At 40.3% G+C, this 20,830-nt stretch carries 22 protein-coding genes; 9 read left to right on the top strand and 13 right to left on the bottom strand.

Features of this window, described 5'->3' with window-relative positions:
- Positions 1-15 precede the first annotated feature (15 nt).
- The 6 genes from AAYR28_RS05995 to ggt form a co-directional block, all read right to left on the bottom strand.
- On the bottom strand, positions 16-483 hold the full coding sequence (locus AAYR28_RS05995; RefSeq protein WP_120207214.1) for a PTS sugar transporter subunit IIA: 468 nt from the start codon (positions 481-483) through the stop codon (positions 16-18).
- A gap of 240 nt (positions 484-723) precedes the next feature.
- Positions 724-1,455 carry a sulfate/molybdate ABC transporter ATP-binding protein gene (locus AAYR28_RS05990; protein WP_183002005.1) on the bottom strand — a complete coding sequence of 244 codons (732 nt, stop codon included), beginning with the start codon at positions 1,453-1,455 and terminating at the stop codon, positions 724-726.
- A 15-nt stretch (positions 1,456-1,470) separates the two neighbouring features.
- A complete protein-coding gene (gene cysW, locus AAYR28_RS05985) occupies positions 1,471-2,340 on the bottom strand; it encodes a sulfate ABC transporter permease subunit CysW (RefSeq protein WP_120207218.1) in 870 nt (289 codons plus the stop codon).
- A 5-nt stretch (positions 2,341-2,345) separates the two neighbouring features.
- The gene (gene cysT, locus AAYR28_RS05980; RefSeq protein WP_034281474.1) at positions 2,346-3,191 is read right to left on the bottom strand and encodes a sulfate ABC transporter permease subunit CysT; all 846 of its coding nucleotides are present in this window, start codon (positions 3,189-3,191) and stop codon (positions 2,346-2,348) included.
- 11 nt (positions 3,192-3,202) lie between these two features.
- Positions 3,203-4,240: a sulfate ABC transporter substrate-binding protein gene (locus AAYR28_RS05975; protein ID WP_070325738.1), complete on the bottom strand. Its 1,038-nt coding sequence runs from the start codon at positions 4,238-4,240 to the stop codon at positions 3,203-3,205.
- Positions 4,241-4,500: 260 nt separating this feature from the next.
- Entirely contained in the window at positions 4,501-6,252 is a 1,752-nt protein-coding gene (gene ggt, locus AAYR28_RS05970) for a gamma-glutamyltransferase (protein ID WP_120207221.1), read from the bottom strand.
- Between the two features lie 227 nt (positions 6,253-6,479).
- Between ggt and AAYR28_RS05965 the strand changes: the two genes are divergently transcribed.
- From AAYR28_RS05965 to AAYR28_RS05940, 6 genes are all read left to right on the top strand, one after another.
- Complete coding sequence (locus AAYR28_RS05965) at positions 6,480-6,944, top strand: ASCH domain-containing protein (RefSeq protein ID WP_120207223.1); 465 nt, start codon at positions 6,480-6,482, stop codon at positions 6,942-6,944.
- Positions 6,945-7,143: 199 nt separating this feature from the next.
- Positions 7,144-7,761, top strand: a complete 618-nt coding sequence (locus AAYR28_RS05960; protein WP_024426775.1) for a DUF47 domain-containing protein — start codon at positions 7,144-7,146, stop codon at positions 7,759-7,761.
- A gap of 15 nt (positions 7,762-7,776) precedes the next feature.
- The gene (locus AAYR28_RS05955) at positions 7,777-8,775 is read left to right on the top strand and encodes an inorganic phosphate transporter (protein ID WP_017359158.1); all 999 of its coding nucleotides are present in this window, start codon (positions 7,777-7,779) and stop codon (positions 8,773-8,775) included.
- Positions 8,776-8,920: 145 nt separating this feature from the next.
- Complete coding sequence (locus tag AAYR28_RS05950; RefSeq protein WP_024424960.1) at positions 8,921-9,691, top strand: type II toxin-antitoxin system SpoIISA family toxin; 771 nt, start codon at positions 8,921-8,923, stop codon at positions 9,689-9,691.
- Complete coding sequence (locus AAYR28_RS05945) at positions 9,666-9,836, top strand: type II toxin-antitoxin system SpoIISB family antitoxin (RefSeq protein WP_024424961.1); 171 nt, start codon at positions 9,666-9,668, stop codon at positions 9,834-9,836. Before AAYR28_RS05950 ends, AAYR28_RS05945 begins: the two co-directional genes overlap by 26 nt.
- 98 nt (positions 9,837-9,934) lie before the next feature.
- On the top strand, positions 9,935-10,066 hold the full coding sequence (locus AAYR28_RS05940) for a type II toxin-antitoxin system SpoIISB family antitoxin (RefSeq protein WP_120207232.1): 132 nt from the start codon (positions 9,935-9,937) through the stop codon (positions 10,064-10,066).
- Here the strand turns inward: AAYR28_RS05940 and AAYR28_RS05935 are convergent.
- Entirely contained in the window at positions 10,055-10,954 is a 900-nt protein-coding gene (locus AAYR28_RS05935) for an N-acetylmuramoyl-L-alanine amidase (protein WP_120207234.1), read from the bottom strand. The two genes, AAYR28_RS05940 and AAYR28_RS05935, sit on opposite strands and share 12 nt — an antisense overlap.
- 310 nt (positions 10,955-11,264) lie before the next feature.
- Between AAYR28_RS05935 and AAYR28_RS05930 the strand changes: the two genes are divergently transcribed.
- Positions 11,265-11,813 (top strand): ImmA/IrrE family metallo-endopeptidase, encoded by a 549-nt coding sequence (locus AAYR28_RS05930; RefSeq protein ID WP_024424963.1) that lies wholly within the window; start codon positions 11,265-11,267, stop codon positions 11,811-11,813.
- Positions 11,814-11,839: 26 nt separating this feature from the next.
- Here AAYR28_RS05930 and AAYR28_RS05925 read toward each other — a convergent pair whose 3' ends face one another.
- Positions 11,840-12,463, bottom strand: a complete 624-nt coding sequence (locus AAYR28_RS05925; RefSeq protein WP_120207236.1) for a poly-gamma-glutamate hydrolase family protein — start codon at positions 12,461-12,463, stop codon at positions 11,840-11,842.
- Between the two features lie 242 nt (positions 12,464-12,705).
- Here AAYR28_RS05925 and AAYR28_RS05920 point away from each other — a divergent pair, with 242 nt between their 5' ends.
- Complete coding sequence (locus AAYR28_RS05920; protein ID WP_024426772.1) at positions 12,706-13,077, top strand: DUF5412 domain-containing protein; 372 nt, start codon at positions 12,706-12,708, stop codon at positions 13,075-13,077.
- Between the two features lie 235 nt (positions 13,078-13,312).
- On the opposite strand, the gene AAYR28_RS05915 is transcribed toward AAYR28_RS05920, so the two are convergent.
- Entirely contained in the window at positions 13,313-14,137 is an 825-nt protein-coding gene (locus AAYR28_RS05915) for a methyl-accepting chemotaxis protein (protein ID WP_034281469.1), read from the bottom strand.
- Between the two features lie 217 nt (positions 14,138-14,354).
- Here AAYR28_RS05915 and AAYR28_RS05910 point away from each other — a divergent pair, with 217 nt between their 5' ends.
- Positions 14,355-15,827: an NAD(P)/FAD-dependent oxidoreductase gene (locus AAYR28_RS05910; RefSeq protein WP_120207238.1), complete on the top strand. Its 1,473-nt coding sequence runs from the start codon at positions 14,355-14,357 to the stop codon at positions 15,825-15,827.
- Positions 15,828-15,861: 34 nt separating this feature from the next.
- Here the strand turns inward: AAYR28_RS05910 and hag (AAYR28_RS05905) are convergent, their stop codons facing one another.
- The 4 genes from hag (AAYR28_RS05905) to AAYR28_RS05890 form a co-directional block, all read right to left on the bottom strand.
- The gene (gene hag / locus AAYR28_RS05905) at positions 15,862-16,683 is read right to left on the bottom strand and encodes a flagellin Hag (protein ID WP_025093449.1); all 822 of its coding nucleotides are present in this window, start codon (positions 16,681-16,683) and stop codon (positions 15,862-15,864) included.
- A 286-nt stretch (positions 16,684-16,969) separates the two neighbouring features.
- Positions 16,970-17,881, bottom strand: a complete 912-nt coding sequence (gene hag, locus AAYR28_RS05900) for a flagellin Hag (RefSeq protein ID WP_041116353.1) — start codon at positions 17,879-17,881, stop codon at positions 16,970-16,972.
- Positions 17,882-18,145: 264 nt separating this feature from the next.
- Positions 18,146-19,051 carry a flagellin Hag gene (gene hag, locus AAYR28_RS05895; protein WP_046310661.1) on the bottom strand — a complete coding sequence of 302 codons (906 nt, stop codon included), beginning with the start codon at positions 19,049-19,051 and terminating at the stop codon, positions 18,146-18,148.
- A gap of 230 nt (positions 19,052-19,281) precedes the next feature.
- Positions 19,282-20,763, bottom strand: coding sequence for a Kelch repeat-containing protein (locus tag AAYR28_RS05890; protein WP_120207240.1), 1,482 nt, complete (start codon positions 20,761-20,763; stop codon positions 19,282-19,284).
- Between the last annotated feature and the right edge of the window lie 67 nt (positions 20,764-20,830).

Here is a 20,830-nt window from a genome sequence, read left to right as displayed (position 1 = left end):
TAATTTCGCGAGTGACTATTGGTTTAGTTCTTGCTGAAGCACGTCAACCGCTTCTTCATAAGATGTCATATAAGAGAGCTTCGTCATCACTTCTTCTTTTCTAAAAAGTGTCATCAGCTTCTCCAGCATCACAAGCTGTTTGCTAGGCTCAGAGATTGCTAGGACAAACACAATTTTGGCTTGCACTGTTTCATCAGGGCTTCCCATCTTATGAAAAATGACAGGTTCCTTTAAAGTAGCTACACTAATCGCTGGTTTGTTCACATGCTCAGGATCTGTATGCGGAATCGCTACCCCAAAGGCTGCAAGTGGAAGGCCTGTAGGATATGTTTTTTCTCTTTCAAGCACTGCTGGTAAAAAGCTCGATTTAATGTACCCTCCAGCTTCTAACCGCCCTGCTAAATATGTGGTCACCTCCTCTCTCGAAGATGTTTCGAACTGCAGCTTAATCAGTTGTTCATCTAACTCAAACAAGCTGTTCAAACAACCACCCCTTTCATTTGGTATAAATATGAACACATGTAACAAAAAGAAAGAACATTTTTAGAATAGAACCTTTTATAAAGCGCTTACAATTATACCTTCTAAAAAATGTTCAATACTGTTACCTTTGTAAAGATATTATAATATTCAAAATTATAAGTCAATGTCCCTAGGGAAATTTAAATAAAAAAAGACGCAGTCATCACCGCGTCTCTTCCTTCTAATCTTCTATACTGCTTGTTAAATGTGGCTTCCTATATCTAAAAATTCAGATACAAATAGATTGTCTGTCTGCACTGCCATTTCTTCCTTTGTGCCAATTTTTTCGATTCTTCCTTCATTCATCACCACAACACGATCAGCAATATCAAATGCTTCTTCTTGATCATGTGTCACAAAAATGGTGGTCATTTGAAAGTCACGATGAACTTTTTTCAGCCAATGCCTTAATTCTTTCCTCACCTTTGTATCAAGTGCGCCAAAGGGTTCATCCAGCAGGAGTGCCTTCGGCTGAACGGCAAGTGCGCGCGCCAGTGCTACACGCTGCTTTTGCCCTCCTGACAGCTGCTCTGGATACCGCTGCTCATACTGCGTAAGCTGAACAACCTCTAAAAGCTCATGTACCCGCTCTTTGATGTCTTTTTTAGGCAGTCTTTCTCCTCTAGGTTTAATTTTCAGTCCATATGCCACATTATCAAAAACCGTCATATTTCGAAAAAGCGCATATTGCTGAAACACAAAACCGATCTGCCGTTTTCGTACTGGAATGTGTGTGTAATCCTGATCTCCGAATAAAATCTGCCCGTTATTGGCGTAATCAAGACCTGCAATGATTCTTAATAACGTCGTCTTCCCAGAGCCAGACGGTCCTAATAAAGAGATCAATTCACCATTTCTTATCGATAAATCCACGTTTTGCAAAACCTTTGTCTGGCCAAATTGTTTTAATATTTGTTTTGCTGTAATCCCCAAGGCACATCCCTCCATTTATGTTGACCGCTTGCCAAGCCGGTGATCCCTCTGCTGAATGATTTGCTTAATGATTAAAGTAATGACTGCCACAAACGCCATGAGAGACGCCACAGCAAAAGCGGCTTGAAATTGGTACTCATTGTATAAAATTTCGATATGAAGCGGCATCGTATTGGTCATCCCTCGAATATGACCTGATACAACCGACACGGCACCAAATTCACCAATCGCTCTTGCCCCGGCCAAGATGACACCGTAAAAAAGAGCCCATTTGATATTCGGCAGTGTCACAAAGAAAAAAGTCTTCCATCCGTTTGCACCCAGTGTGAGCGATGCTTCCTCCTCCTGAATGCCTTCATGCTGCATAAACGGGATTAATTCTCTAGCGATAAATGGAAATGTAACGAATATGGTGGCTAGGATCATGCCTGGTACAGAATAAATGACTTTCCATCCATTCGCCATAAGCCAAGGTCCTAAAAGCCCGTTTGAACCAAATAAAAGCACAAATACAAGTCCAGCAATCACAGGCGAAACGGCAAACGGGAGGTCCATCACAGTCGTTAACAAACGTTTTCCGCGGAAGTTAAATTTTGTGATAAGCCATGCAGCACTCACCCCAAAGATCATTTGAAGCGGCAAGGTGACGACGACAATGAAAACGGTCAATTTGATCGCCGCTAGTGTATCTGGATGTGAGATGGCCAGAAGGTATGAACTCCACCCTTTCTCAAATGCCTTTGAAAAAACGGTGATCAGCGGTATAAGTAAAAATAAAATCAAAAAAGCATACACGACCGTAATCAATAGGATTTTCACTGCTTTAGATTCGGTTACAGGACTTTTATACCGAACATGGTGCTGATGACTAAACTCTCTCTCCAATGGTTTCACCTCACGTATACTTGTTTTTTCCGCTCAACATACCACTGAATGCCGTGAATCAATAACAGAATGAAAAATGAAAGAAGCAGCATCAAGCATGCAATTGCTGCTGCACCATGATAATCATATTGTTCAAGCTTGGACATGATCATCAGCGGTGTAATTTCTGTTTTAAACGGAATATTTCCAGCAATAAACACAACAGAGCCATATTCACCTAGCGCTCTTGCAAACGCAAGTGAAAATCCAGTCATCACCGCAGGAAACAAGGCCGGTAGCAGTATGTGAAAAAAGGTCTGTCTCCTTGTCGCACCAAGAATCGCCGCAGCCTCTTCCACTTCCTGCTGCAGCCCCTCTATCACAGGCTGAACGGTTCGGATAACGAATGGAATGCCAATAAAAATCAGTGCCAAAATAATCCCAATCGGTGTGTACGCCACCTTTATATGCAGAAATTGACCAATCCATCCATTAGGAGAATAAAGGGTGGTGAGGGCAATACCCGCAACAGCGGTTGGGAGAGCAAAAGGCAAATCAATGAGAGCATCTAAGATTTTCTTTCCAGGAAATGTGTACCTGGCGAGAACCCAGGCAATCAGTACACCAAACCCTGCATTGATGAGAGCAGCTGCAAAGGAAGTCGTCACGGTCAGCTGAAGCGACTTCAATACTCTTGCATCGGTAAATACCTTCCAAATCCCCTCTGCTCCTAATGAAGCCGTCCAAATAAATACCATGGATAAAGGAATGACGACAATCGCACTCACATAAACGAGCGTCACCCCAAGGCTCAGACCAAATCCAGGCAATATACGTTTTCTTTTATTGGCGGCTGCATGTGTTTTCTTCATCACATCGCCCCCTATTTTTGTCCGCTGTATATTTGATCAAATAAGCCGCCATCATCAAAAAATCTTTTCTGCGCTTTTCTCCACCCGCCAAACGCTTGATCAATCGTCACCATATCAATCTTTTTAAACTGGTCTTTATATTTGTTTAAGACTTCTTGATTTCTAGGGCGATAATAGTTTTTCGCCGCAATTTCCTGCCCTTTTTTAGAATATAAATAATCTAAATAAGCCTTCGCCACTTTCTCTGTTCCTTTACGTTTCACATTTTGATCAACAACCGCAACAGGCGGCTCCGCTAGAATACTAATTGATGGGGTGACAATCTCAAATTTGTCTTTGCCTAGTTCGTGCTGCGTTAAATAGGCTTCATTCTCCCATGCAATTAACACATCCCCAAGTCCGCGTTCAACAAAGGTCGTTGTGGCTCCGCGTGCACCTGAATCAAGGACTTCGACATGTTCATATAGCTTTTTGACAAAATCCTTTGTTTTTTCTTCATTCCCATGAAATGTTTTATCGGCGTAGGCCCATGCAGCTAAGTAATTCCATCTCGCACCGCCGGACGTTTTCGGATTTGGCGTAATGATGGACACACCTGGCCGAATCAAATCGTCCCAATCTTTAATGTTTTTGGGATTCCCTTTCTTCACAAGAAACACAATGGTCGATGTATACGGTGTGGACTGATTTGGAAATTCTTTTTGCCAATCTTTTGAAAGCAGTCCGCGATCTGCAATCGCATCAATGTCATACCCTAAAGCCAGTGTTGCCACATCTGCCTCGAGTCCATCAATAATCGATCTTCCCTGCTTTCCTGATCCACCGTGAGACTGCTTGATCGTGACATCCTCACCAGTTTTGTCTTTCCAATACGTCTGAAAGGCTTGATTGTATTCCTGATACAATTCACGTGTAGGATCATACGAAACATTTAACAGCTCAACCTTTCCCTTTTGCTTTGAAGCTTCGTTTGCGTTTGAGCATGCAGTACTCGTCACAGCCAAGACTAAAATGATGGTCACGATAGAGACCCATTTCCACTTTTTCATGTTATCCCGCTCCCCGTTATCAAATAATAGTGACACCAACCTTGCCGTTTCACACGCAAAAAAGACCCTTAGCCACCTGAAATACATCACAGTTCTGTACTTCAAATTGCCAAGAGCCTTCGGTTGTCCGATCAGCTATGTATGATTGATGTTAGTCTTTATATTATTCAAACTATTCACAGGTGTCAACTCTGTTTTTTCATTTAAACAAAAAAAGAAACGCCATCTTGAAGAGGCGCTTCTTTTCCCGGGAAATGGTCTTAATCGGCAGATAGCTTTAAATTGACACCAACAGCGGTTCCATTTCTTGAGGAGTCAGCTACTCCTGTAAATGTCCCTGCTTTCCGATCAATGAGTAAGGCTTGCACATTTCCTATATCAATAGGTGAACTGCCAAAACGGTGACCCATGTCATTTAGCTTCGTTCTCACATCAAGGGGAACACCTACTTCGTAACGGTAAGAAGTTGGACTGTTTGTATAAATCCGCGGCTCTTCTACCGCATCTTGCAGCTCCATGTCGTATTCAAGCAAGTTTAGGATCGTTTGTGAAACCGAAGCAATAATGGTCGTTCCTCCAGGTGAGCCCACAGTCATGACCGGCTCGTTATCTTTGAATATGATGGTCGGGGTCATACTGGATAATGGACGCTTATTCGGCTGGACTTCATTTGCTCCGCCTGGTCTTGCGTCAAAATCTGTTAGTTCATTATTTAAGAAAAAGCCATATTCCGGAACAAGAATTCCTGTACCAAATAACTGTTCAATGGTTGTTGTGAATGACACGACATTTCCCCACTGATCGGCAACAGTAAAATGAGTGGTCTCGCCAATGGTTTTATCTTCTGGCTGCGGGACAATTGGGGATGGATTTTTTTCATCCTCATACGCCCATGGATCTCCTTCTTTCGGGTTTTTGTTCATTTGATCTAATTGAATGAGAGAAGCTCTTTTTGAAATGTAATCATCGTCTAGTAGTCCTTTTAGTGGAACATCTACGAATTCGGGGTCGCCTGCATATGCAGCACGGTCAGCATAGGAGAGATGCATTGTTTCAGCTAGCAGCTGATATTTTTCGAATGATTTGAGGTCATATTGTGATAGATTGAAGTGATCTAGTATTTTGAGTATTTGCAGCATAAACACACCGCCTGAGCTTGGTGGAGGCATACTTGCAAGCTGGTAGCCTTTATAGTCCCCCCAGATAGGCTTGTCAGTCTTGACTTCATAACGACCAAGGTCATCAGTTGTCATCGTTCCGCCAAAATCTTGGACTGTCTTTGCAAGTGCTTTTGCTACTTTTCCTTCATAAAATGCTTTGCTTCCTTTTTTTGCAATGAGCTTAAATGTTTTCGCAAGACCTGGCTGTACAAGCAGATCGCCTTCTTTGAGCGGCTGATCATCTGGAAGAAAGATTGGCGCTGCGGCCGTTTTTTTCAGCTTTTCTTGATGATCTTCAATGGCTTTTGCCAGAACAGAATCGATTTCAAATCCATCCTCTGCAAGCTGAATGGAAGGCTCAATCAATTCCTTCATCGAACGGGTTCCCCACTTATCTAATGCTGCCTCGAGACCTTTTACTGTCCCTGGGACACCAACCGCATTACCGTGTGTGGACCGCTCAGCAAATGGGATGACTTTTCCCTCATCCGTTAAAAACATGTCAGGTGTTGCGCCCTGTGGTGCTCGTTCTCTACTATTGATGATGGATGTTTCTTTTGTCTTTCCATCATAAACCATCATAAAACCACCGCCGCCAATTCCAGACATCATTGGCTCTGTCACATTCAGTGCGTACTGGATGGCAACAGCAGCATCCACTGCGTTTCCACCTTTCTTCAATACATCAGCACCTACTTCTGATGCCAGCGGGTGAGCAGTAGCCACCATGCCATCTTTACCAACAGCTACTTTACTCCCATGAGATTCGTTCGCATTGACTTGGCTGACAGGCAGAAAAAACGAGAAAACAAACAGACATATGGACAAAACAATTATAGAAATGCGTTTCATGAACAACACCCCTTCCATATTCTTACTTTGACCTTACCGACTTCTTGACCAGAATACAATAGATTATTCTAAAATTTCAAAAATTTTCATCCTATCATCCTACATTTCCTAAATCAAACATTGTTTTTCAAAACATATGACGCACTCACTCATTAGGAATAAAGACACATCATTTCCAACGATTCAGCTTCAAGGTATAATAAACACAACAAAGAGGGGGAAAAGCATTGAACAACAAATGCAGATTATTTTGGGAAGACTATTGGAAAGAGAAATCAGAAAAAGCACCTGCTGACGCGTTTGTTTCGGCGTGGGCATTCGGCTCAGATCCTGATCATTTGCTTGATCTTGTAAAGCAAGGAAAAAAAACAGCCACTTGTTCTGGACACCTTTTTTATGAAAAGGAACAGGAGCCGCTTCCACAACCCGGACAATATGCGGTCATTTTGGACAGCCAAGAAGAGCCAAAAGCCATCATTGAAATTACACATGTAGATGTCATGCCAATGAATGAAGTCCCCGTATCATTTGCACAAGCAGAGGGTGAAGGCGACTTATCTTATGACTATTGGTACAGAGAACATAAAGAATTTTTCACAGAAGCACTCCAATCATACGGTTTAGAATTCAAAGAGGATATGCTTCTTGTTTGTGAACGGTTTAAGCTGATTCATTCAGCTCTTAGCCTTTAAGCGGCGCCAAATATGGCCCGCTTTTTTCGTGGCTTTTCCCCTTTTAGAAAAAGGTGTGTTGAGATCACATCTTTAGGTCAGAATAAGATCAAATAGAAAAAGTGAAGAAATTTTCGACTACACCTGTTTTTTTTCGACAAAAGAATATATAATTATTTGATGTGTGCATTGTCTCATTTATACAATGGAGGGTTTTTACATGTTAAAAAGGAAAAAAGACAAGTTTTCCGTCTTGTTAACGGAGATTGCTAAAAATTTAGACGAAACTGCTGAGTATTTTGTTAGCTATAAAGTAACAAATCAAACCACTCTGAAAGAATTTTCTGACACATTGAAGGAATATGAGACAAAAGGTGATAATCATGTTCATACCATGATTAAAGAGCTGAACAAAGCCTTTATTACACCGATTGAACGTGAAGACATTCTTCAATTGACGAATAGCCTCGATGATGTTTTAGATGGAATTGAGCATTTTTCAGCAACATTAGAAATTTACTCAATCACAAGCTCTGACGAACATATCGACAAATTCAGCCACTACATCAGAGAGTGTGCGAAAGAAATTTTAATCACAATTGATTTACTAGCTGAAAATCGCTTGAAAGATATTCATCCGCACGCAATCAAGATCAAAGAGATTGAGCATAATTGTGACAATCTTCATCGTAAATCATTAAAGAACTTGTTTGGAAAAGAAACAGATCCAATTAAGGTGATTCAATACAAAGAAATTTACGAAACACTTGAAGAAATCGCTGATTCCTGTCAAAGTGTTGCCAACAATCTAGAAACAATCATTATGAAGAATGCGTAACGGGGTTAGTTAAACATGGACACATTACTCATCCTTACCATACTTATTGTCATTTGTGCACTTGCTTTTGATTTCATTAACGGGTTCCACGATACAGCAAATGCCATTGCAACTTCAGTTTCAACGAAGGCATTAAAGCCTAGACATGCGATCATCATGGCAGCGTTCATGAACTTCTTAGGAGCAATGACATTTACAGGTGTGGCAAAATCCATTACAAAAGACATCGCAGATCCATTTACACTTCAAAACGGCTCTGTTGTGATCTTGGCTGCTTTAATTGCCGCCATCACATGGAACTTGCTTACTTGGTATTACGGGATTCCGAGTAGTTCTTCACATGCATTAATCGGATCAATTGCAGGTGCGGTTATTGCTTCTGCCGGTTTTGGCGCTTTAAACTATTCGGGATTCATTAAAATCATTCAAGCACTTTTGCTTTCACCTATCCTAGCTTTCGTATTGGGATATATCGTGTATACCATTATCAAAATTATATTTAGAAACAACAATCTCGCAAAAACAAATAAACAATTCCGACGTGTTCAAATTTTAACGGCTGCACTGCAATCGTATACCCATGGGACAAACGATGCGCAAAAAGCGATGGGAATTATTACGATGGCTTTAATTGCAGGTAATTTGCATACAACAGACGACATTCCTTTCTGGGTACAATTCTCTTGTGCGCTTGCAATGGGACTCGGTACTTCTATCGGCGGCTGGAAGATTATCAAAACAGTCGGCGGTAAAATTATGAAAATTCGTCCAGTAAACGGAGTATCTGCAGACTTAACGGGTGCAGCTATTATCTTCGGTGCGACGTTTATTCACTTACCTGTTAGTACGACTCACGTTATCTCATCTTCTATTCTAGGTGTAGGTTCTGCACACAGAGTCAAAGGGGTTAACTGGGGTACAGCAAAACGTATGCTTGTCACTTGGGTGATTACATTACCGATTTCAGGAACTCTAGGAGCTCTTATATACTTTGTGTTAAATGCGATTCTCTAATATCAAAGACCTGTCTGACAGGTCTTTTTTTATTTGCCCGCACACTTAAAACCTTCCTTCTGCAGGACATTTTTTCATGAAGCAGGTTTTCCAATCATATCCATAGAAATAAACAAGTATTCATCTGTCTATGGGAGAGAAGAACATGCTATTATTTTTTCAATTGACTGTATGGTTATTGCTAGGTGCTCTTGCTGTGTATGTATTTGCGGTTTGGCGCTTTGAACAAAAAGTAAAAGAAAAGATGTTTGCCATTCGTAAAACGTGGTATTGGATTTATGTAGCTGGTGCTGTTGTATACTGGACAAATGACCCTTCTTCGATTTTCACCGATTGGATGCACTACTTGATCATTGCCGTTTTTTTCGCATTAACCGATGCTTTCATCTTTCTTAGCTCCTATATAAAGAAACTCGGAAATCATGAGCTGGAAACCGACACCCATCAACTCCTTGAACAAAATAACGATTTGCTTCATTCCTACCTCAATAAACTAAAAACGTACCAATACCTATTGAAAAATGAACCGATCCATGTATATTATGGAAGTGTAGAGGCATATATAGAGGGAATTGAGCGGCTGATTTATTCTTTTGCCGACAAGATGAATATTCAAGCGGTGCTTTGTCCATACGATATGCAGGAACAAAAAGACGACCTGCTTCGGACACTTGACCAGCGGGCTCTTATTCAGGCGAAGCTTGACAGGCAGGAAGTATATTACGATGATTTCGGTCATTTGGTGCTCATCCCATTTTCTGTAGCAGATGCTCATTTTGTCATTAAGCTCACCTCCGATGAGATTGTCACGGAGTTCGACTATTTATTAATGACATCACTTACAACAATTTATGACCTAATCTTGCCTGACGAAGAGGAAGGTGATGAAGATGGACCACGCACTTCAAGGGGATAACAACAATCCTAAGAAAAACCCTTTTAAGATTTTAAAGAAAAAACGCCATATCAGTATGGCCGATTATAAGGTAAGCCCCCATACTGAGAGAATTTTTAAAAAGAATGAACAGCTTCTGGATGAGTATAAAAATAAAAAGGCTTGATTACACTAAAGGACGCGGAACGAAATCCGCGTCCTGCTTCCATTTTCACATAGACTTGCATACAATACACTATACGCTGCAACGATCGAGGTGCCAAAATGAAAAAGAAAATCAAACAACTGAGATATGTTCAGTTTGCCGAATATCAGCCGTCCCCATATACTAAGCGATTAATTGAAAAGAGTGAAACAGCCATCCAATCATACAAACAGAAACACTCACTGATTTAACAGTTTAAGCAGCTTCTCCTTCGTTTTAGGACCGTATATTCCATCACTTGTCAAACCGTTCACCAGCTGAAAGCGCGCTACGGCATTCGCCGTTTTTTCTCCGTAAACACCATCGATGCCTTTATCTGCAGCCGATTTATCAGGATAAAAATAAACAGCAGCAAGCGCTTTTTGGACGAGGCGTACGTGCTCTCCCTTCGTTAGAGGCGAAGTCACCTTTAAAATCCCATCTGGCAGCTCATACATCATTTTTCCATCGTTTCGATAAATTTTGAGAACCTGTCCAATTTGAATCTTGTTCGGGTCGCTAATGTTATTCCACTTTTGAAGATCTTGAACTGTGACGTCATGAGCTTTGGCAATACTCGTTAACGTATCCCCGCTTTTGACGACATACGTGATGACCGTCTCAGGGTCTCCTGCCGTTTCAATTCCTTTTTTAAATTCATCCCATGTAGAGAGAAGCAGACGCGGACATGTTTTTCCAGACCAGTGCTGATGTGTGACCACATTCGCTAGTGGAATATTATGCTCTTTCAGCAGCTTTTGGATGAGCCATTGCGCATGTTTAACCGCTTGCTGGAAATTCCCATCTTCATTTTCACAAATTTCAATGCCGATCGACTTTCTGTTCCCATTTCCATGTCCGTCCCCTGCATGCCAGCCATTTTCATTTAACGGCAGATGCTGAAAGATTTCATGATCATCCACTGTAAAGTGCCAGCTTTCCGCTGTCGTTGGGCGTTTCACATATGCCGCATGACTTTTCGCATCCGCCCCTTTTGACGTGTTTGCTGTGTTATGAACCGTCACATACATCGGTGTCATGGCGTATCCTGGGCGGTTCCCGTTTCCAACTGGAATAAAATCTTGATAAATTTCCACCATGTTCTGCACTCCCTTTTGCTAAATTGAATTGATCTTTCTCATCAATTGGTGGCGTTCGTAAGACAACTTGGGTTTGTTTTAGTGATAAGACTATGGTAAAATTTGAATTCAAACCACTCTTTTTAGTAATGGAAAACGCAAAAATGAAGAAAAAAACAGGAATTAATTCCATTTTTCCTTGATTTTATGTTAAAATTGTTAAAAATAAGCCGATATTAAAAGTAAGTAATAGCTTCATTAGCTATTTAGTCCTATATGGACTTTTCTTTTACGCCAAAAATAGAACATACGTTTGCATGGAGGTTTTTAAATGACTGGTTTTTTAACCCATTTAGAAGAAGAGATTAAGCGGTTATATGCCAAATTACAAATAAGCGGTCCTGCTTATAGAGACATGCAAAGGATCGCTTCTGAATTTCATGTATGGGTCCACTATGAGGATACTGGCAGCATGATGATCAAACATCAAGGTCTTTACAGTATTATATTAAACAGATCTCTATCGTCAGAGGAACAATGGCAGGATTTTGCCCACGAGCTTTGTCATGTGCTGAAGCATGCAGGCAATCATTTCAAGATGCACAAACTCTTTCGAGAACTGCAAGAGTTTCAGGCTAAACAATTCATGTATCACTTTTGTGTGCCGACCTTTATGCTGATGCAAATGAAGCTTCCAAACCTTCGGCAGCAAGCCATTTTGCACATTGCGCAAACATTTCACGTCACCTGGGCTTTCGCTGAAAAGCGGCTCGCCTTGTTCGAACAGCGGAAAGCAGGTATTCGCTTCCAACAGGAGTTTACATCTTATCTAATGAAAGCCGAGAAGGTCGCGGAAAAAGAAGCTGTTTATCAAACGTAAGCCTCTTCTGCATAGGGCGACAGGGTTTATCCATAAAGATTTAATACTTGCTTGAGTACATTTGTGTACCGATAAAATTGCTCATTTTGCGTTTCACGGCGATAGCGCCGTCTGAAGTCTTGAAAGAATGCTCTTCTTTGCGCCTGACTGATTTCAAGTTGTACACTTTTTCCGGTCAGACATTGATTATTAATATTGTGAGGATGAGTTCCAGAATAACGATCAGATTCAGATAGCAGCACTGCAGGGAATCCATTAAGCGTTAAACGTTTCACTGTTTCTGCCGCTTTTTCTCTGTCTGTCCCGCCCACTAATGTTTGAAGCACCTCTGTTTCCCCGTAGCCATGGAGCGCAAACGTGTAATGATGGGCATGCACTAGAGAAAGGCAGACCGGCTCATTGAAACGTGTGCTTGTAATATGAAGCACATGATTGCCTTTCACTTTAAGGCCTTCAAATAAATACATAGAAATATCACTTGCGATTTCATGAATGAGCTCACTCACGCCAGATTCAATTCCCCCAGCATGAGGGGACAAAACCAAAAGCTGGTCACCTTTCCGCTCGTGAAGAATTTGATAGTCGATTCCCTCTCTTTCATGAGCGGAAAGCTCTTCATAACTTTGATATGTATCAATGATTTGCGTCATTCCATCTTCCCCATTTCTCTATATGAGCATAAGTCTACTGATCTTAAATTCTTTTGTAAAGGGATTTCACATGACCTATCGACTTAATACATCCTTAAATTTTCCTTATCTTTTCGGCTATCTGTTGAATTTTGAGAAAAAATGACCGATAATTGAAATGAATAGAACTTTTGGACTATATGAATCTTTTTGCATTCTCTCTCATAAATTAGAAATATTGTGATCTACATCTGGAGGAATTCATGTTAAAAAAGAAAACCACCATCACCTTTGTCATCTTAATCCTCAGCTTCGCTGGCATCATTTACTGGAAATGCTTTTCTCTTCAAGGCGTATCTCACGGAACCTTTATCCGCTCGATGACATCACCTGACGGAACATATATCATCAACACCTATCGACATAGCGGAGGGAAACTAAAGGAGAACGCAGTTAGAGCAGAAATTGAAAACAAACTCACCCACCGAAAGAAAACGATTTACTGGAAATACCCTGATAAAGACCCTCTCATCAAATGGAAAAATGGACAGCTTGTTCAAATTGGGCATGAATTTTTAAATGTGGTAAAGGGAGAAACATACGATTATCGCTTTGACCGGAACAAAAGAAAATAGCGTATCAAAAAAACGAATCCCTTTTGGATTCGTTTCAAATTGTTGACAAAGGGCTAAAATGATTTTTATTTTAGCCCTTTGTCTTCTTTTCAGCGTGATAGAAAACCTTTGCAGTCTAGGAAGGACGAGCACTGGCGCGGAGCGAATTGAACATTCGTGAGCACCAGCGCGCAGGACTGACAAAGAATGCGAGGGTTTGTCTACACGCTGAAACGAATCCAATTGGATTCGTTTTTTACGTTGACATTACATGCTGCATGAATTCTTTCATTTCTTTACTTACGCTCGTCAGCCGTTCCACAATTTCACTAAACTCTGTCACAAGTAAAGCCTGCTCTGATGATGAACCTTTCATATGGTCCATACTCTCAAGTAATGTATGTATATTAGAGGAAATCCCTTGCAGTGAACTTTCAATATTTTCTGTTGCACGTGAAGTTTCACTTGAAAGCTTTTGAACCTCACTGGCTACAACACTAAATCCAGCCCCCTCTTTTCCTGCCCTGGCTGCTTCGATTGACGCATTCAATCCCAGCAAACTTGTTTGTTTCGAAATGCCCTTAATCATTTTTGTAATATCAGATGTTTTTTTCGAGCTTTCAAGTGTTTGCTGCGTTTGTAAGGTCATTTCCTCACTTGTCGCAGAAAGCTCTTCTGAATGTGCCGCCACCACATGCACCTTTTCTTGAATACTTTGAATGATGTCATTTAATGACTCCATATATGCTTCAAGCTCTAATTGATTTTTAAGTGGAAAACCTAAAGCGAGTGCGCCGATAACTTGTTGATTTTCATCAAAAATTGGCAGACCCATTGCATTTAACGGTATTCCGTAAACCGATTCAGGCACAAACATACTTGATGTCTCACCTCTGAGCGCTTTTTTCATATTTAAATCATCTGGCTTAATGAGTTCTCCTGCTCGAATTTGAAAATCAACATCTTTCGATGGCAAATACAGCAAGAATTTCTCTCGATCAATGACACCCATCGTCACTTCGTTTTTTAAAATCTGCATCATATAAGGTGCTGCTGTCACAATACTCTGTAGTATATCCAATTTCTCTACCCCCTTATATAGTTTATCGGTCGTTCCTCTTAAATTAATAGTTACTTTTTAAAATAATGATAATGATTAGAAGAAATTCTTCATATTTACGAGTAAAAAGAAGTACTTTTCCTTTCTATATTCAAACGTAAATTTGCTATAATTAATGAATCGACATATGATGAAATGGTCATGTAACCATTTTGTATATTCATTGGAGGCGCATGTTGTGACACAACCCATGAAATATGAGAGGGCAATCGTCATTGGCGGAGGTATCACCGGGATGCTCGCTGCAAAAGTTTTATCAACGTTTTATCATCAAGTTTTGATGATTGAAAAGGATGAACTGCCGGACTCTCCTGAGAATCGTCTTGGCACTCCTCAAGCCTTTCACCCACATAGAATGCTGCCACTTGGCAATCAAATCGTTGAACGTCTATTCCCTGGTTATACAAAAGAGTTACTGGCAATGGGCGGATTTAATACCATGCATCAAACCTCTCGATTTATCACAAAAGATGGCGAATTAACGCTCACTGATAGAGAAGAAACCGCCGTCACAAGACGTGCAATGCTAGAGTGGGTGCTGATGCAAAGAATAGTAAAAGAGGAACGTGTGCAGTTTTTAGAAAAACATGAAGCCATCTCTCTTCAGTTTAAAGAGGGAACAAATCAGGTCATGGGGCTCATCGTGAAGAACCGGCAAGTAAAACCTGGAAGCATTCATGAAATAAAAGCAGACTTAGTGATCGATACGTCTGGAAGAATGTCCAAATTGCCAAAATGGCTGAAAGACGCTGGATGGACCTTACCAAAGACTGATGAGTTACATGTGTTTCTAGGCTACAGCACAAGATATTATCACATACCATCAGGGGCCCCACCCCTGCAATCAATGGTCGTAGTTGGCCAGCCAGACAAGCAAATTCCAACAGGACTGTTTGAACGGGTTGATCATGATTTAGTGGCTGTTCTTCTTTCTGCAGCTGGCGGTTCACATTATCCAACAACGGATGCTGATCAATTTGATTCAGAAACCGCTGCACTGACCCACCCCGCGATAGCAGAAGCCATCACCCATTTAACGCCCTTTACAAAACCAAAAGGATTTAGAGTTCCTTCCTGCGTGAGACATCACTATGAACACATGCAGGATTGGCCAAGTGGATTATTGGTGATGGGCGATGCCTTGTGTACGTTAGATCCCATTCATGGACAGGGCATGACAAAGGCAGCCCTCGAAGCACAAACACTTGACCGTATGCTCAAACTAGCACAAAAAAATGAGCGGCTGTCTTTTGAAAAGGACACATTACAACAAATGCAGCAAGCGAGTGAACTTGGCTGGTGGCTTTGTGCGATTGCTGATATGGCGTGGGACGGCGTCGAGTTAAAAGGAGAAGCAACCATCCCCCACTTGACGTTCGTACAGGAATTTTTAAATCGCTACGTACAATTCGCCATTGTGACAAAACAGCCTGAATGTCTTGAGTCGTATCACCGGATGCATTCTTTTTTATTAGAACCAAGAGAAATCATCAACTTAGAACAGCTGCACAACATGATTCAAGCTGACACCTCTGGAGAAACCGCTGAATGGTGGAAGCAATGGGATCAAAAGAACGATGAAGGCAACCTAGCTTTTTTCCATGAAGCGGTTCCTGACTTTCGTCTAGAGCACTTGCTGTCATTTGAATGAAATAAAAAAAGCCCCTCTCAAAGGGGCTTTTTCATTAACGTAATAATTGAAGTACGTTTTGTGGCTGCTGGTTTGCTTGCGCTAACATTGCTTGAGATGCTTGAGAAAGAATGTTGTTCTTTGTGAACTCACTCATTTCTTTTGCCATGTCAACGTCACGAATACGAGACTCAGCTGCTGTTAAGTTTTCAGCAGAAGCACCAAGGTTGTTGATTGTGTGCTCTAGACGGTTTTGGACTGCACCAAGAGCTGAACGCTGTTTAGAAACAGCGCCGATTGCTGCGTCGATTTTTGCTACTTCGGTGTCAAAGTTAAAGCCTTCTTCATTAACTACAATATCTTTTACAGTTAAAGTTTCTGCATCCATTTTGCCAATCTGTACGTTGATATTTTGCTCAATGTTTGCGCCAATTTGAAATTGGAATCCTTCTTCAACGCTACCATCCAACAGATTCTTTCCGTTAAATGCTGTACGCTGAGAAATACCATCAATTTCATCAACCAAAGCAGTAAGTTCTTCTTGAATAGCTGTTAAATCTTCTGTTTGTTGAGTCCCAACGTTACCTGCTTGAACTGTTAATTCACGCATACGTTGAAGAATCGCATGTGTTTCTGTTAATGCACCTTCAGCTGTTTGAATAAGCGAAATGCCATCTTGTGCGTTTTTAGACGCCATTTCTAATCCGCGGATTTGTCCACGCATTTTTTCAGAGATCGCAAGACCTGCTGCGTCATCTCCTGCACGGTTGATACGAAGTCCAGAAGAAAGCTTCTCCATGTTCTTTTGCCCTGCACCATTGTTGGCAGACAAACGGTTCAGTGTGTTAAGTGCTGCGATATTGTGGTTAATTCTCATGTTAAATGACCTCCATGTGTTTGAACCAATTGGACGTCCTTATCCAAAAGTTCTAAATTAGAATTTTTTTGTAAGCCTTACAATCCATTTATCGAACATTTATGGAATATGTTTAACAAAAAAGGAATAAATAAGGATAAAGTCTCATTCACTATGGTCGTTTCGCTAGAGTATTCCAAATTTAAAGGTCATTTTTCATGATTTATAACAGGGGTTTAAGAATCATAAGACTGGAGAAAACGCGAAGAAAAAAACATAAAAAAAAGCCCCATAAAGGGGCCTGTCATTAACGTAGTAATTGAAGTACGTTTTGTGGCTGTTGGTTCGCTTGTGCAAGCATTGCTTGAGACGCTTGAGAAAGAATGTTGTTCTTCGTGAACTCACTCATTTCTTTCGCCATGTCAACGTCACGGATACGAGACTCAGCAGCTGTTAAGTTTTCAGAAGAAGCACCAAGGTTGTTGATTGTGTGCTCTAGACGGTTTTGAACTGCACCAAGTTTAGCACGCTGAGATGAAACTTGGTTGATAGCTGAATCAACAATTTTTAGTTGTGTGTCAAAACCAACATCTGTAGCATCTGCTGCATTAGTTGCAAAGGCTGTTACATCTAAATCTTTAATGGATTGGTTTGCAACGATACCACCAGTTCCATTATCGACACCTAAAGCATCTGCACCCATATCTTGGATGTTCACTTTGATTTGTTGAGTTGCATTAGCTCCGATTTGGAAAACTAAAGATGGGTCAGTATTTACTGGTGGGGTAGAAGCTTTAAAATCACCATTTAAAAGTTTTTTACCATTGAATTCTGTACGATCAGAAATACCATCAATCTCTTCAATTAAAGCATCCATTTCGTCTTTAATTGCAGTTAAATCCTCACCTTGCTGTGTACCAGTATTTCCAGCTTGTACGACTAGTTCACGTACACGTTGAAGGATTGAATGAGTTTCAGTTAAAGCACCTTCAGCTGTTTGGATAAGAGAGATACCGTCTTGTGCGTTTTTAGAAGCCATTTCTAATCCGCGGATTTGCCCACGCATTTTTTCAGAGATTGCAAGACCTGCTGCGTCATCTCCTGCACGGTTGATTTTAAGACCAGAAGAAAGTTTCTCCATGTTCTTTTGGCTCGCACCGTTGTTTGCAGATAAACGGTTTAATGTGTTAAGTGCTGCGATATTGTGGTTAATTCTCATTTCCTATTACCTCCATGTATATGGGACCTGACAGACGTCCTTGTCTGAAAAAAGTCCTTTATTCTAGGGCTTAACAACCCTAACAATTAAAATATCGGTTTATTTTAAAGGATGTTTAGCTTGATTCAAGATTAATTTATGAATTTATCTGTCTAAATTCACAATTACGCTTAATACCCCACTCCTAAATTTTATTAAAAAATTAAATATCATCCATATTTTTTAATTAATAAATACAAAAAAGCCCCATAAAGGGGCCCGTTATTAACGTAGTAATTGAAGTACGTTTTGTGGCTGTTGGTTCGCTTGTGCAAGCATTGCTTGAGAAGCTTGAGAAAGAATGTTGTTCTTCGTGAACTCACTCATTTCTTTCGCCATGTCAACGTCACGGATACGAGACTCAGCAGCTGTTAAGTTTTCACCAGAAGCACCAAGGTTGTTGATTGTGTGCTCTAGACGGTTTTGAACTGCTCCAAGCTTAGCACGTTGAGCAGATACTTGGTTGATTGCAGAATCAACAATATTTAATTGCTCATCAAAACCGCCTGCAGCAGCAGCAGCTACATCTGCAAATTTAGTCACATCAATGTCTTTAACACTTTGACCAGCAACAATTACTCCAGCATTTTTTGCACCAATTGCATCCGCACCCATATCTTCGATATTAACATCAATTTGTTGAGTTGCATTAGCACCAATTTGGAAAGTCAAACTTTTTGTAGTTGCAGGATCACCAGTATCTTTAAACGTACCATCTAACAATTTTTTACCGTTAAACTCTGTACGGTTTGAGATACCGTCTACTTCTTCTTGTAGAGCTTTAATCTCATCTTGGATAGATTGAAGGTCAGTACCTTTATCTTGTGTACCAGTGTTTCCAGCTTGTACAACTAGTTCACGAACACGTTGAAGGATTGAATGAGTTTCAGTCAATGCACCTTCAGCTGTTTGGATAAGAGAGATACCGTCTTGTGCGTTTTTAGACGCCATTTCTAATCCGCGGATTTGCCCACGCATTTTTTCAGAGATTGCTAGACCTGCAGCGTCATCTCCTGCACGGTTGATTTTAAGACCAGAAGAAAGTTTCTCCATGTTCTTTTGGCTCGCACCGTTGTTTGCAGACAAACGGTTTAATGTGTTAAGTGCTGCGATATTGTGGTTAATTCTCATTTCCTATTACCTCCATGTATGTGGGACCTGACAGACGTCCTTGTCTGAAAAAAGTCCTTTATTCTAGGGCTTATCAACCCTGACAATTCTATTATCGGATGTGGTTATAGGATGTTTAGCAGATTTTTTAAAAGATATCACATTTTTTCATGACGTTAATCCTAATTTTAACAAATTTATCAAAATAAAAGCTGCTGATCTCTTATCAGCAGCTTTATCATTTATGAATTTCAGTATTGCTTGATATCAAACATTAAGATATTTTGGTATACGACATAATCCTTCTTACTTGTGAAAGGACCTTTATTGTGTTCATCATTGATTTCATAGAAGTTCATACCAATACCAAAGCTTCTTTCTTTGTACCAGTTAAGAAAATCGTTGATTTCTTTCATTGAAAGCAGATAATCCTTTTGCAGCCCGTTTATCATCGTAATTGAAAGTATGCCTTTTGCTGCTTCTTCACCAGGTTTTGTTCCGTCTTGATCCTTTGGTTCTTCAGTTGAACCATCACCAGGTTTTGTTCCGTCCTGATCTTTCGGTTCTTCGGTTGTGCCATCATCTGGCTTTGTTCCGTCTTGATCTTTCGGTTCTTCGGTTGTGCCATCATCTGGCTTTGTTCCGTCCTGATCTTTTGGTTCTTCGCTTGTTCCATCACCTGGTTTTGTTTCATCCTGATCCTTTGACACTTTTTGCAGATCTTTTAATGGAATAGAAATAACAGATTTAAAATTGTTTTTGACAGAATGACTACCAATTGATTCAGCATAATCTCTTCCACCAATAACATATAATTGATCATCAGCAATAACTGCTACAGATCCAACTCTACCTTCAGGAATTTCATATAAAGAATCTTGAACTTGACTAGTTTGTGGATCAAATATCTGAACTTGTTTTAATAATTTACTCGATCTATCTCCAATTTGCTGACCGCCAATCATAAATAATTTATGATTGGCGGTCGCATATGCAGCTTCATATGCAAAAGAATTTAATTGAATATCCTTTAAGCGTTGCCACTTACCAAACGTCATATCATATTCTAAAATGTCTTTATCTTTCGCTCGGCTAACATTAGCCTCACCACCAGCAATATATAACTTTCCATTTATCTCTGAAATGCTTCTACCCTGACGAGGAGCTAATTGAGAATTATCTAAGCTTTCCCACTCTCCACTTACCGTATCATAGGAATAAAAATTTACTTGAGAGCTTGATAAAGATGCTACTATATAAATTTTTTCTCCAACTGTAACTGCTCTTAAGGAACCAGTTATATAAGATGTATATATAAATTTCTCAGGCATCTTAATTGGTTCTTCTGTCCATTGATCTAGTTCCGTATCATAAACATCGATGGTTTTGTGAACTGTTTTAGTTGTATCAGTAAGACCGCCAATAACATAGATTTTTTTACCTACTGTCGCGTAAGCAGCGCCCGTTCTTTCTCTAGGCATACTTGCTTTTTCTGTCCACAAATCAGTTTTAGGATCATACATATATGTTGCATCGTTGAATTTTGATTGCTGACTTGCTCCACCAAATACATATATTTTTCCATCAACTACTCCTACACTTGCTCCGATACGCTCTTCCGGTAAGTCCGCCCGCTTCGTCCACCCATTTGTCTCAGCTGCATGAGCTTTTAACTGATGAATTGTGACCATCATAAAAATAGTCAAAAGCACTAAAAATAAACCTTTTTTCATCGTTTCTTTCCTCCATATCTTAAATATCCCTCCTTTTATCGACATATTTGTAATAAAATTTAATTTT

It is taken from the genome of Bacillus safensis (genome assembly GCF_039619585.1).
Lineage (GTDB): Bacteria > Bacillota > Bacilli > Bacillales > Bacillaceae > Bacillus > Bacillus safensis.
Note: the sequence above shows the minus strand (reverse complement) of the source record. Positions and strands in the feature narration are given on the sequence as shown.